Raw genomic sequence first — 12,836 nt, 5'->3', positions numbered from 1 at the left:
TTTTTTGATAGTGCTCAGAGCTGGGCGAAGCGGCGCACCCAGGCCGCGTACTTGTCCAGCCAGCCTTGCACGAACTGGCGGCTGGCCTCGCCGATCTGGCCGTCCTCGGTGAACGTGCCTTCCCTGGCCTGGATGAAGGCCTCGGGCTGGCCCAGGGTGGGCATGTCCAGGTAGGCCAGCACGTTGCGCAGGTGCTGCTGCGCCATACAGGTGCCGGGCGCGCCGGTGGATACCCCTATCACCCCGGCCGGCTTGCCGGCCCAGACGCTCTGGCCATAGGGGCGCGAGGCGTGGTCGATGGCGTTCTTGAGCACGCCGGGCACGGAGCGGTTGTACTCAGGCGTGATGAAGAGCACGCCCTGCGCCCTGGCAACCTCGGTTTTCAGCCGGCGTACGGCGTCGGCCGGCTCGGCCTCGTCGTCCTGGTTGTACAGCGGCAGGTCGTCGATGCGCACCTGCGTGAGCAGGAAGTCCTGCGGCGCCATGCCCTCCAGGGCGCGGGCGAGCTGGCGGTTGATCGAATCCTTGCGCAGGCTGCCGACGATGACGGCGATGCGGTACTTGTCCACGGTGGGCCTTTCTGCGCTGCTGGCTGAGCGCGGCGGGGGTGAGAAAAACAACCCGCCCATCGTTGGCCCGCCGCGGCGGCGTGTCAGCGCCCGCGTGCCCCGTGTGCCTGTCAGCCGTCAGCGCAGTGCCAGGTTGTTCAGCTTGTCCAGCCGCTCGGGCCAGCTGCCTTGCGCCGCCGACTGCAGCAGGATGCGCGTCCAGGCCACCCAGGCGTCCCACTGCACGCGTTTGTCCCACGCATTGCCCCAGGTACAGAACTGCTGCAGCGCACCGCGCGCGGCGCGCTCGGCGTCTTCGCCGCGGCCGGCCGACAGGTACAGCTGCGCCAGCACCATCTGCGGCTCGCCCACCCAGGGGTTGAGCTGCACGGCCTGCTCCAGCGTGGCGGTGGCGGCGTCCAGGTCCACCAGCGGCTGTGCCAGCTGCACCACCGACCAGTACAGGGCGCTGGCGGCGGCCTCGTGCTGCGGCGCCAGGGCCTGCTGGCAGCCATCGAACACCGGCGGCAGCGGCAGCTGGCCCTTGAGGGCCGGATGCTGCAGCGCCCGGCCCAGCGCCGCCACCTGGCTGACCATGCGCGCCGTGGGCCGCATGGGCCCGGGCCACAGCGACGCGCCCCAGTGCACGGCCTGGCGGCGCGAGGTGTCGGTGCCGGGAAAGCGCGAGAAGATCTCGTCCTGCCAGCTGAACCACTGCTCGATGGTGTCGGCCATGCTGACGATGGCAAACGCCGCCACCTCGTAGGCACTCAGGCGCACGCCCTGGCGCGGCGCGGCGCCGTTCAGCTCGACCTGCAGCGAGCCGTCTTCCTGCACTTCGCCGGCCAGCACCTTCTGCACGAACTGCGCGCGGCTCATGGTGCAAAACAGGTGGACCAAGTGCTCGGCTGCTTCGCCGATCACGCCCTGCAGGCGCTGGCGCTCGCTGGCGGCGTCGAACTTCACCAGGTCCACGAACGCGTTGCCATAGACGCTGTGCAGCAGCCCCAGCAGGCGCACGTCGCTCGGCTGCTGCCACAGGGTGAGCGAGCGGGCCACGCCCACCAGGTGGTGGCGGAAGGTGCCGGCCTTGTGCCAGTCCTGCCCCACGCCGCGGGCCAGCACCACGGGCAGCACCGGCGCCAGATCGGCGTCGCGCTGCAGCCATTCGTCATCCAGCAGCGGCAGGGCGCGCTGCAGCAGGGTGTCGTCGAGGTCGGGGAACAGGCGGGGGCTGTCGGTCATGGGGCGGGTCTCCTGCGGTGTTTGCCCAAGTATGCGGCAGCCCCTGGATCCGAGCCAAATCGACCTCTAGCGCCTGCCAGACAAGCGCGAGCAGCTATGAAAAGCGAAGCACCCTGTCAGCGGTGCGACAGCCGCCGCACGGCCCAGTCGCCCAGGCTCTGGATGGCCTGCACGAAGACGATGAGGATGACCACCACGGCCAGCATCACGTCGGGCAAAAAGCGCTGGTAGCCGTAGCGGATCCCCAGGTCGCCGAGCCCGCCGCCGCCCACGGCGCCGGCCATGGCCGAGTACCCGGTAAGGCTGACGAAGCTGATGGTCAGGCCCGCCACGATGCCGGGCAGCGCCTCGGGCAGCAGCACCTTCCAGACGATCTGGCCGGTGGTGGCGCCCATGGACTGCGCGGCCTCGACCAGGCCGTTGTCCACCTCGCGCAGCGCCGTCTCCACCAGGCGCGCGACGAAGGGCGCGGACGCCAGCGTCAGCGGCACCACGGCCGCCCAGGTGCCGATGGACGAGCCCGTCACCAGCCGCGTGAACGGAATGATGGCCACCAGCAAGATGATGAAGGGCGTGGAGCGCACGGCATTCACCACGCCGCCCACCAGCCGGTTGGCCCAGCCGTTTTGCAGGATGCCGCCAGCGTCCGTCAGCCGCAGAAACACCCCCAGCGGAATGCCGATCAGTCCGCCCAGCACGCCGGACACACCGACCATGACCACCGTCTCCCACAGCGAGGTGGCAAACAGCTCCAGCATCATTTGCGAAAAGTTCTCGAACACGTTTCTCGTTCCCGGTTCAGTCGTGGCTCACGTCCACGGTGCGCACGGCCACGCCGCTGGCGCGCAGATAGTCGATGGCCGCGCCGATGCGCGCCATGGCGCCGCTGGCATACACGGCCAGCGAGCCGAAGGTCTGCTGCTGGATCTCGTCGATCTGCCCGTGCAGGATGGACAAATCCAGTCCCAGCTCACGGATCAGGTGCGACAGGATCGGCTCATACGCCTGCTCGCCCGCATACGACAGGCGCAGCAGCTGGCCGCTGTGCCCGGGCGCCAGGCGCGCCGCCAGCTGGCGCACGCGCGCCAGCACGCTGGCGGGCAGCTCCTGCGGCACGATCTCGTCGATCAGGCTCTTGGTGATGGCTTGGCGCGGGCGGGTGAACAGATCGATCACGCTGCCCATCTCGGCAATGCGGCCGGCGTCGATCACCGCCACGCGGTCGGCGATCTGCTTGATGACCTGCATCTGGTGCGTGATCAGCACCACCGTCACGCCCAGGTCGCGGTTCACCTGGCGCAGCAGCTCCAGGATGGAGCGCGTGGTCTCCGGGTCCAGCGCGCTGGTGGCTTCGTCCGACAGCAGCACCTTCGGGCGGCTGGCCAGTGCGCGGGCAATGCCCACGCGCTGCTTTTGCCCACCCGAGATCTGCGCCGGATGGCGGTCGGCCAGGTGCGACAGGCCCACCAGCTCCAACAGCGGGCCCACGCGCTCGCGGATCTGCGCGCCGTCCATGCCGGCCAGCTCCAGCGGCAGCGCGGCGTTGCCATAGACGGTGCGCGAAGACAGCAGGTTGAAGTGCTGGAACACCATGCCGATCTCGCGGCGGGCGGCGCGCAGCTCGCGCTCGGACAGCTGCGTCATGTCGCGCCCGGCCACCAGCACCTGGCCGCTGGAGGGCCGGTTGAGCAGGTTGATCACGCGCACCAGCGAGCTCTTGCCGGCGCCGCTGCGCCCGATGATGCCGAACACCTCGCCCGGCGTGATGTGCAGGTCGATGCCGCGCAGGGCCTCGACGGGGCCGCTGGGGCCCTGGTAGATCTGGGTGATACCCCGAAGGTCGATCATGGACAAAAAGTGCGGGAAGCGAAAAAGCGCAGCGCCGCGCCGCAGGCGGCCTGCGGACATGCGGCGGGGCGGGTGACAAGCAAAGGGGCGGCGTGCGGCGCGGGCCGCGTGGCCACGGCAGGACCGCTATTAAAAGCGTAGCTGCCCGCGCCGTCCTGGCGGCGCTAGGGGGCATATTTTATGCGCGGCGCGCAAACCCGCGCTCAACCCTCGTGCTGCATGATCTGCTGCACCTTGTGCACGAAGGCCGGCGCATCAAAGGGCTTGACGATCAGCTCCATGGCCGCGCCCAGCAGCCCGTCGCCCATGGAGGCGCGCTCGGCGTAGCCGGTCATCAGCAGCACGCGGATGGCCGGCAGCCGCTCGCGCGCGAAGTCGGCCACCTGCCGGCCGTTGGGGCCGGGCAGGCCCACGTCGGTGATGAGCAGGTCGTACTGCAGCGCGCCGGACAGCAGCGCCATGGCCTCGGCGCCGCTGGCCGCCTGCATGACCTGAAAGCCCATGTCGTGCAGCAGCTCCACCACCAGGGCGCGTACCGTGTTGTCGTCCTCCACCACCAGCACCGAGTCGCGCCGGCGCGCCTGCGGCTGGGGGCTCAACGCCGGGGGCGGCTCCTCCTGCGCCTGCTGCTCGCTGCGCGGCAGGTACAGGTGCACGGTGGTGCCGCCGCCCTCGCGGCTTTCGATCTCCACCGCCCCGCCCGTCTGGCGCATGTAGCCGTAGATCATGGACAGGCCCAGGCCCGTGCCCAGGCCGATGGGCTTGGTGGTGAAGAAGGGGTCGAAGGCGCGCTCGATGACGTCGGCCGACATGCCGGTGCCGGTGTCGGCCACGCTCAGGCGCACGTAGTCGCCGGCGGCCATGCCGCTGCGGCCCCGGGCCATGTCGTGCCCACCTCCCACGGTCTCGTTGCACACGGCCAGGCGCAGCGTGCCGCCGCCGGGCATGGCGTCGCGCGCGTTGATGGCCAGGTTGAGCACGGCGTTCTCCAGCTGGTGCATGTCGGTGCGCACGGGCCACAGGCCTTCGGGCTGCGCGTCGATGACCAGCTCCACGTTCTCGCTGCAGCTGCTGCGCAGCATGGTCTCCAGGCCCTGCAGCATGGCGGCCACGTCGGTCGGGCGCACATCCAGCGGCTGGCGCCGCGAAAACGCCAGCAGCCGCTGCGTGAGCGAGGCGGCGCGCCGCGCCGAGGCCAGGGCGGCCTCGATGTAGCCCTGCACCTCCTGGCCGCGCCCCTGCTGCAGGCGCCGCTGCATCAGCTGCAGCGGCAGCACGATGCCCTGCAGCATGTTGTTGAAGTCGTGCGCGATGCCGCCGGTCAGCTGGCCGATGGCCTCCATCTTCTGGCCCTGGCGCAGGCGCTCCTGCGCTTCGCTCAGCTGCTCGCTGCGCTGCAGCTCCTCGGTCTCGTCGCGTCCTACGGCGTGCAAAAAGCCGTCGGCCGCCACCACCGACCAGGCGATGGTGCGCACCTGGCCGTCGCGGCGCAGAAAACGCATGTGCACCTGGCGCCGCTGCGCCACGGTGCGCAGCAGGTTGCCCTCGGCATCCAGCGCCGTGGTGTCGCCCTCGAACACGAAAGCGCGCACGTGCCGGCCCACGGTCTCCAGCTCGCCCCAGCCCAGCGCCTGCGTCCAGCCGGGGTTGGCGGCCACGATCACGCCGTCAAAGCGCGAGACGATCATCAGCGCGTCCGACAGCGCCCACAGCCGGTCGCGGTCGGCGGTGCGCAGGGCGACCTGATGCTCCAGCGAACTGGCCGCGGCGCGCAGCTGCTGCTGCGCCACATGGGTTTGCGTGGTCTCGATCACCGTCACCGCCCAGCCGCCCACCGCACCGCGCTCGTCGCGCAGCGGGCTGAAGCAGAAGGTGAACCAGGTGTGTTCGGGGTAGCCGTTGCGCTGCACCACGAAAAACTTGTCTTGCAAGAAGGTGGCCTCACCGGCCTCGGCGCGCTCGGCCATGGGACGCACCTCCTCCCAGGTCTCGTGCCACATCTCCTGGAAGGGGCGGCCCAGCGGGTCGGGCTTGTCGCCCAGCAGCGGGCGGTAGGCGTCGTTGTAGAAAACGGTGCGCTCGGGGCCCCACACCAGGCACTTGGGAAAATGCGAGGCCAACATGAAATCCAGCACGATGCGCAGCGCCAGCGGCCAGCCTTCGGTGGGCCCCAGCGGATGGCCGGCCCAGTCGAACGCGCGCACCTTGGCGCTCATCACGCCGGGGGCGTGCGGAAACTGGGACGATGAAGGCAACGTGTCGGACATGGGTGCATGTGCGCCGGACACCGGCGCCGGTGGGGATACAAAAGGCAGTCTAGCGACGATTGCGGTGCGTGCAAGCCGCGCCGGCAGCCCGCTAGCGCCGCTCGGCCAGGGCGTGGGCGATGGTGCCCAGGTCCACGTATTCCAGCTCGCTGCCCACGGGCACGCCGCGCGCCAGGCGCGTGACGCTGACGCCGCGGCGCTTGAGCGCCTCGCCCAGGGCGTGGGCCGTGGCCTCGCCCTCAGCGGTGAAGCTGGTGGCCAGGATGACCTCCTGCACCACGCCATCGGCGGCGCGCTCCAGCAGCTGCTGCACGCCGATGTCGCGCGGGCCCACGCCGTCCAGCGGCGACAGCCGGCCCATGAGCACGAAGTACAGCCCCTTGAAGGCGCCCGTGCGCTCCATGGCCGCCTGGTCGGCAGGCGTCTCCACCACCAGCAGCCGCGTGGCATCGCGCCCCGGGTCCTGGCAGACCTCGCAGACCGCCGCCTCGGTAAAGGTGTGGCAGCGCGCACAGTGCCGCACGTTGCCCGCCGCCTGCGCCAGCGCCTGCGACAGCATCTGCGCGCCCCCGCGGTCGTGCTGCAGCAGATGAAACGCCATGCGCTGCGCCGACTTCTGCCCCACCCCCGGCAGCCGCCGCAGGGCCTGGATCAGCGCATCCAGCGAACTAGTGTCAGACATGGTTTCAAACCCGGTACGTTATGCAAAGCCACGCGCAAAACCGGCACGCCCCAGGCCAGCAGACGCCGTGGATCCGGCTTCGCCGGTCCAGTGGCGTCGTCCCCTTCCCGAATGGCGCAGCCATTGGAGAGAAGGGGGAAGCGGCGCAGCCGCTCAGGGGGATGTCCTCAAAACGGGAATTTCATGCCCGGCGGCAGCCCCGGCATGCCGGCCGTGAGCTTGCCCATCTTTTCCTGCGAGGTCTCCTCGGCGCGGCGCACGGCAGCGTTAAAGGCGGCCGCCACCAGGTCTTCCAGCATGTCCTTGTCTTCGGCCAGCAGGCTGGGGTCGATGGTCACGCGCTTGACGTCGTGCTTGCAGGTCATCAGCACCTTGACCAGGCCGGCGCCGGCCTCGCCTTCGACCTCGATGCTGCCCAGCTCGTCCTGCGCCTTCTTGAGGTTGTCCTGCATGGCCTGGGCCTGCTTCATCAGGCCGGCGAGCTGTCCCTTGTTGAACATGGTGGTGATCCTTTGCTTTCTTGGTGGAGGGGCTTCCCGCGAAACGGGACATCTAAAAGACTACGGTTTGTTGGCGCGGCCCGCGCGGCGCTGCGTGGCGCTATGCCGGCCGGATGCTGCCCGGCACGATTTTGGCCCCGAATTCGCGCATCAGGTCCTGCACGTAGGGGTCGGCGTGGACGATGGCCTCGGCGCGCCGCTGGCGTTCGGTGGCGGCGTGGGCGTTGCGCCGCGCCGGGCTGTCGCTGATGCGGCCCACCTCGACGCTGATCTGCCTGGCGCAGCCGGCAGCCTCCAGCGCGGCGCGCAGGCGCTCGTGCGCGGCGCCCTGGTTCAGCGACTCGCGCTCGATGCGCAGCAGCCAGTGCTCGCCGTCGCGGGCGATCAGCTGCGACTGCAGCGCCAGCTCGCGCGGCAGTGCAGTAATGGCGCCGTCTTCGACCAGGCGCTGCACCGTGGCGTGCCAGACATCGCCCTCCTCGGTGCGCACCAGCGGCTCGGACGCCGGCAGGCCACCGGCGCCCCGCAGGGGCTGGGTGCGGGCGCCCGGTTCGGGTGCGGTGCGCACCGGAACCGCTACGGTTTCCGTAGCTGCTTGCGCAGTACTGGCGGGCGTTGGAGCCTGTTTTCGTCCAATTTCTTCCGGAGCCCGCACGGGCAGGCGCACAGCCGGGTGCGCGTCGGCGGGTGGCAGAGCCTGGGACGGCTCGGGCCGGGGCGCCGGGGCGGCGGGGGCGGGCGCAGCAGCGGGGGGCGCCTGCATGGGCGCGGCCGGCCGTGCCGGCGCCGCACTGGGGGCCGGCTCAGCCGGCGCGGGGCTCAGAGTTTTTTTTTCAGCCGGGCCGGGCTGCGGCGTTGACTGCCCCGGGCCCTGGGCGGGCTTGAAGGCCAGCAGTCGCAGCAGCGCCATGGTCAGCGCGGCGTACTCGTCCGGCGCCAGGCCCAGCTCGGTGCGCCCGTGCAGGCAGATGCTGTAGAGCAGCTGCGTCTCGTCGGCCGGCAGCAGGGCGGCCAGGCGGGCGATCTCGGGGGCGTCCGGGTCGCTGGGATCGGCCTGGGCAGCCCTTTGGGGCACGGCCTGCAGCACGGCCATGCGCTGCAGCACGGCGCTCATCTCCTCCAGCGTGCTGGCCGCCGACAGGCCGTGCATGCGCAGCACTTCGCAGGTGTGCAGCACGGCCTGGCCATCGCTGCGCGCGAGCGCCTCGATCAGCGCGAAGACGTGGCTGCGGTCCACGCTGCCCAGCATCTGGCGCACCGCGGCTTCCTGCAGCTGGCCGCCACCGAAGGCAATCGCCTGGTCGGTCAGCGACAGCGCGTCGCGCATGGAGCCGCGCGCAGCGCGCGACAGCAGGCGCAGCGCCTGCGGCTCGGCGGCGATGCCCTCGGCGCCCAGCACGTGGCCCAGGTGCTCCAGCACCACCTCGGGCGCCATGGGGCGCAGGTTGAACTGCAGGCAGCGCGAGAGCACGGTGACCGGCACCTTCTGCGGATCGGTCGTGGCCAGCACGAACTTCAGGTACTCGGGCGGCTCTTCCAGCGTCTTGAGCATGGCGTTGAACGCCGTGTTGGTGAGCATGTGCACTTCGTCGATCATGAAGACCTTGAAGCGCCCCTGCACCGGCTTGTACACCGCCTGCTCCAGCAGGCCCTGCACCTCGTCCACGCCGCGGTTGGACGCCGCATCCAGCTCGGTGTAGTCGGGAAAACGGCCGGCGTCGATAGCCGTGCAGGCCGGGCACACGCCGCAAGGCGTGGCGGTGATGCCGCCCTGCCCGTCCGGCCCCTGGCAGTTGAGCGACTTGGCAAGGATGCGCGAGACGGTGGTCTTGCCCACGCCGCGCGTGCCGGTAAAGAGGTAGGCGTGGTGCAGCCGCTGCTGGGTCAGCGCGTTGGTCAGCGCCTGCACCACGTGCTCCTGGCCCACCATCTCGGAGAAGGTCCTGGGACGGTATTTGCGGGCAAGCACGAGGTACGACATGGAGTGCGATTCTATGTGGCCCGTCCAGTCTCGCAGCCTCGCCGGGACGGGTACAATCGCCGGTGACGGGCCTCCCCGCATGGGGAAGCGGCCAACCGGGTCAGGTGGGGAACCAAGCAGCCCTAACCGTGGAGCCAGTGCCGGGGGTAAGGCTCGTCACCTCTCTTTTCTCTCTCCCTCCCCTTTTCGCTCCATCGTCCCGAAAGCCGAGCGCTTTCGTCTGACACGCTGTCAGGGCAATCGGCAATGCACCGGCGCAGGGCGCCGCCCATACTTTGAGCCAGCTTTTCTTGCTGACCCAATTGGGTGCCGCCATGCCTTCGCGCCTGACCAACTTCGCTGACCTTCTGCGCCGCCGCAGGGCGCGCACTGCCACGTTTGCCTTGTTGGCCTGCCTCATGAGCGGCCACGCCCTGGCGCAGGACTCCCTGGCCGATCACGCGGCCACCGCGCTGGCCGAACAGGGCGGCGCACACGGCCCCGGCGCGGCCGGCAAGATCGTGACGCTGCGCAGCGAGGAGGCACCCCTGTTCACCGATGCGCCGGCGCGCCCCTCCATGGAAGGCGCGCACTACAGCGACGTGACTGGCTGGCTGACTCCTGACAAGCCCTCGAGGATGGGCCTGACTCTGGGCCTGCTGTCTGCCAGGCCTTTCGCCAGCGCCGCATCGTCGCCCCTGGCCTACGACCTTGGCGTGCGCCTGCGCTCACGCCTGGAGCAGCGCGTGCACCTGGATGTACACGCCTGGGCGCGCACCCCCCAGCAATTCGCCGCCCACGACGCACAGGGCATGATCTGGTCGCGCGAGCCGGCCAGCGTGGGCACGCGGGTGGAGGTGCAGTGGAAGGCCTCGCGCACCGGCGGCGTGGTGCCCGAGTTCGGCGCCATCGGCGTGCAGCTGCAGGGCGACGCCAAGCTGCTGCTGCGCGCCCGCCGCGGCGGGCCGATGGTGTACTACCGCGCGAAATTCTGACGCTGCGGGCCTGGCACCCTCAGGCCGGCACACCCACGATGACGCTTGATGCCTTGAACAGCGCGCCTGCCTGCTTGCCTTCGGCCAGCTGAAGGTTCTGGGCGCTCTCGTTGGTGACGATGGCCACCACGCTGGCGCCCCCTGCGGCTTCGAGCACCACTTCGGTATTGACGGCGCCTGGCGTCACGCGCGCCACGCGGCCCTGCAGATGATTGCGCGCGGAAAACCGCATACCCTGGTCCTGCGCGACCAGGATCACTGAAGACGCCTTGATCAGCGCAACGGCCGAAGCGCCCTCTTTCAGCCCCATGGCGCTGGCGCTGCCGTGCGTGACGATGGCCACCACCGGCCCCAGCCCGGGGACGTCGATCTCGATTTCGTCATTCACGGCCCCCGGAACCACACGGGAGATGTGGCCGGAGAACTGGTTGCGAGCGCTGCTTTTGAGCATGGAAGTCCTTGTTGAGAAAGAAGAAGTCGCCAATCGAGAAGAATTGTTCCAGAGTCACTGGCGTGATGCCTGGCGGCTCACCGCCCTGCCCTCGCGACCCGTACCGACACATCGGCAGGAGGCGCATGGTGCAGGCTGCTGGTGACCAGCGCGTCGACGCCCGTGGCAGCGTAGTCGGCCGCGTTGTCCGGCCGGATGCCGCCGGCCGCCAGGATGCCGAGCGCCGGGTGCTGGGCGCGCAGTGGCGGGCACCAGGCGCGCAGCTGCTGCGGCGTGGCCTTGTCGAACTGCACCACGTCGGCGCCGGCGGACGCTGCCTGCAGCGCCTCCTCCAGGCTGTGCGCCTCGATCACGCAGTGCTTCTCGGCCAGCGCCGGCGCCACCCGGTCCAGCCGCGCCGCCAGGCCCTGCCAGCCGGCCTCCAGCAGCGCCCGATGCTGGCCGAAGACCAGCACCGTCTCGCCCACGCCCAGGCGGTGCGGGAAGGCCCCGCCGGCGAGCGTCGCCTTCAAGGCGATGCGGCGCAGGCCCGGCGCGTGCTTGCGCGTGGTCAGCACCGCCACGCGCGGGTCGGCTGCCTGCACGGCCTGCACCATGCGCTGCGTGGCGTGGGCCACGCCGCAGGCGTATTCCAGCAGGTTTTGCGCTACCTTCCAGGCACGCAGCAGGCCGCTGGCGGCGCCGGTGGCGGACAGCAGCAGGTCGCCATCAACCAGCGCCGAGCCGCTGGCGACGATCTGCTCGACATGCCCGCCGCAGGTCTGCACGACGCGCGCGGCCTCCTCGGTGCAGGCGGCGACACTGGGGCCGCGCACGCGCCACTCGATGCGGGCGTGCGCGGCGCCCACCGCCAACAGGTGCGTGGTCAGGTCCAGCAGCGGCGCGTCCTCGGCGATCCACGCGTCGATGCTGGCCTGGTCGAAAAAAACGGAATGCAGACTCACAGCGCCCCCCAGCGGCGAAGAATGAAGAAAGCCGCCAGCGCCACCGCGCCCAGCAGCAGGGACAGCCCGTTGGCGCAGGCCAGGTTGCCGTCCATGACGTGGTTGTAGATGGCCAGCGACAGCGTCTCGGTGCGCCCGGCGATGTTGCCGCCCAGCATCAGCGACAGGCCGACTTCGCCCAGCCCGCGCCCCAGCGCCAGCACCAGCCCGGCCGCCACGCCGCGGCGCGCCAGCGGCACGTCGATGCGCCAGAACACGGCCCACGGCCGGTGGCCCAGCAGCGCGGCCGCCTCGCGCAGGCGCGGCGCGACGCCGGCGAACGCCGCCTGCGCCGGCTTGACCATCAGCGGCAACCCGGCCACGAAGGCCGCAATCACCAGCCCGGTCTGCGAGAACACGATGTGCGGCCGCAGCGCCGCCGGCAGCCAGGCCGCCAGCCAGCCCTCGCGCCCCAGCGCCAGCAGCAGGCCATAGCCCAGCACGATGGGCGGAAAGACCAGCGGCAGCGTGACCAGCGCGTCCAGCACCGCGCGCCCGGCAAACGGCCGGCGCGCCAGCAGCCAGGCCAGCAGCGTGCCCAGCGTCAGGTGCAGGGCCAAAGCCCAGGCCAGTACCTGCGCCGTGAGCCCGAGGGCGTTGCCCTGGCAAGCGGCCAGCACGCTCACATGCCGTGGCGCTGCAGCACCGCGCGCGCCGCGGGTGAGGTCAGGTACTCGACGAAGGCGCGCACCGCCGGCACGTCGCCGCGCCCCTTGAGCACGCCGGCGCTCAGCTCGATGGGCGCGTAGCAGTGCTGCGGCGCCTCGATCAGCGTGCCGATGCGGCCCTGCAGCGCCTGGCCCTCGGTGACGTTGACAAAGCCCGCGTCTACCTCGCCAGTGGCGACGTAGGCGCCGACCTGGGGCACGGTGGCCACCTCCAGCAGGCGCGCCGCCAGCGGCTCGGCCAGGCCGGTGCGCTGCAGGCAGGTGCTGGCGGCGTTGCCATACACCGCCTTGGTGCGGTCGGGCAGCGCGATGCGGGCAAAGCGCGGATCGCGCAGATCCGCCACTTCTTTCAGCTCCAGGCCCTTGCGCGTGACCAGCACCAGCCGGCCCTTGCCCAGCAGCTCGAAGCGCTCGGCCAGGCCCATGGGCTCCAGGAAGGCCTTGTCACCGATCAACAGGGCGATGTCCGGGTTCTGCCGCGCCTGGGTTTCGACCTGTTTCATGTTGCCGAAGCTGGCCTCGGCGCGGATGCCGCTGGTCCGGGAGAAATCCTCCAGCAGCTGCAGCACCGGCCGGCGGTAGCCGGCGCCGGCGGCCACCAGCAGGCTGTCGCCCTCGCCGGCGGACCAGGCGGGCGCCGCGCACAGAACGGCCGCACAGGCCAGGAACAGACGTCGCATCATGGAAAT

General features: G+C 70.7%; 13 protein-coding genes and 1 other RNA gene. 2 read left to right on the top strand and 12 right to left on the bottom strand.

All coding sequences use genetic code 11. The features are described 5' to 3' along the window. Positions 1-14 precede the first annotated feature (14 nt). The 8 genes from C7H73_RS07895 to dnaX all read right to left on the bottom strand — a co-directional run bounded on the left by C7H73_RS07895 (position 15) and on the right by dnaX (position 9,071). Positions 15-569, bottom strand: coding sequence for an NADPH-dependent FMN reductase (locus C7H73_RS07895; RefSeq protein ID WP_106846134.1), 555 nt, complete (start codon positions 567-569; stop codon positions 15-17). A 117-nt stretch (positions 570-686) separates the two neighbouring features. Further along, positions 687-1,793: a DUF6817 domain-containing protein gene (locus tag C7H73_RS07890; RefSeq protein WP_106846133.1), complete on the bottom strand. Its 1,107-nt coding sequence runs from the start codon at positions 1,791-1,793 to the stop codon at positions 687-689. Between the two features lie 116 nt (positions 1,794-1,909). Next, on the bottom strand, positions 1,910-2,575 hold the full coding sequence (locus tag C7H73_RS07885; protein ID WP_106846132.1) for a methionine ABC transporter permease: 666 nt from the start codon (positions 2,573-2,575) through the stop codon (positions 1,910-1,912). A 16-nt stretch (positions 2,576-2,591) separates the two neighbouring features. Next, positions 2,592-3,641 (bottom strand): methionine ABC transporter ATP-binding protein, encoded by a 1,050-nt coding sequence (locus tag C7H73_RS07880; RefSeq protein ID WP_106847591.1) that lies wholly within the window; start codon positions 3,639-3,641, stop codon positions 2,592-2,594. Between the two features lie 203 nt (positions 3,642-3,844). Continuing rightward, positions 3,845-5,908, bottom strand: coding sequence for a hybrid sensor histidine kinase/response regulator (locus C7H73_RS07875; protein ID WP_227001307.1), 2,064 nt, complete (start codon positions 5,906-5,908; stop codon positions 3,845-3,847). 91 nt (positions 5,909-5,999) lie between these two features. Continuing rightward, positions 6,000-6,590 (bottom strand): recombination mediator RecR, encoded by a 591-nt coding sequence (recR, locus tag C7H73_RS07870; protein ID WP_106846130.1) that lies wholly within the window; start codon positions 6,588-6,590, stop codon positions 6,000-6,002. A gap of 167 nt (positions 6,591-6,757) precedes the next feature. Next, entirely contained in the window at positions 6,758-7,090 is a 333-nt protein-coding gene (locus C7H73_RS07865) for a YbaB/EbfC family nucleoid-associated protein (RefSeq protein WP_106846129.1), read from the bottom strand. Positions 7,091-7,190: 100 nt separating this feature from the next. After that, on the bottom strand, positions 7,191-9,071 hold the full coding sequence (gene dnaX / locus C7H73_RS07860) for a DNA polymerase III subunit gamma/tau (protein ID WP_106846128.1): 1,881 nt from the start codon (positions 9,069-9,071) through the stop codon (positions 7,191-7,193). A 64-nt stretch (positions 9,072-9,135) separates the two neighbouring features. Here dnaX and ffs point away from each other — a divergent pair. Further along, positions 9,136-9,232: signal recognition particle sRNA small type (gene ffs / locus C7H73_RS07855), an RNA gene on the top strand. Positions 9,233-9,469: 237 nt separating this feature from the next. Next, complete coding sequence (locus C7H73_RS07850) at positions 9,470-10,045, top strand: hypothetical protein (protein WP_157948330.1); 576 nt, start codon at positions 9,470-9,472, stop codon at positions 10,043-10,045. A gap of 19 nt (positions 10,046-10,064) precedes the next feature. Here the strand turns inward: C7H73_RS07850 and C7H73_RS07845 are convergent, their stop codons facing one another. The 4 genes from C7H73_RS07845 to modA form a co-directional block, all read right to left on the bottom strand. After that, positions 10,065-10,496, bottom strand: coding sequence for a TOBE domain-containing protein (locus C7H73_RS07845; RefSeq protein WP_106846126.1), 432 nt, complete (start codon positions 10,494-10,496; stop codon positions 10,065-10,067). Between the two features lie 77 nt (positions 10,497-10,573). Then, positions 10,574-11,440, bottom strand: coding sequence for a ModD protein (gene modD / locus C7H73_RS07840; RefSeq protein ID WP_227001306.1), 867 nt, complete (start codon positions 11,438-11,440; stop codon positions 10,574-10,576). Beyond that, entirely contained in the window at positions 11,437-12,105 is a 669-nt protein-coding gene (locus C7H73_RS07835; RefSeq protein ID WP_227001305.1) for a molybdate ABC transporter permease subunit, read from the bottom strand. The genes modD and C7H73_RS07835 overlap by 4 nt, the downstream gene beginning before the upstream one ends. Next, positions 12,102-12,830, bottom strand: coding sequence for a molybdate ABC transporter substrate-binding protein (gene modA / locus C7H73_RS07830; protein WP_227001304.1), 729 nt, complete (start codon positions 12,828-12,830; stop codon positions 12,102-12,104). Before modA ends, C7H73_RS07835 begins: the two co-directional genes overlap by 4 nt. Positions 12,831-12,836 lie beyond the last annotated feature (6 nt).

It is taken from the genome of Pulveribacter suum, from assembly GCF_003013695.1.
Classification (GTDB): Bacteria; Pseudomonadota; Gammaproteobacteria; order Burkholderiales; family Burkholderiaceae_C; genus Melaminivora; species Melaminivora suum.
This window is presented reverse-complemented; position numbering and strand designations above follow the sequence as displayed.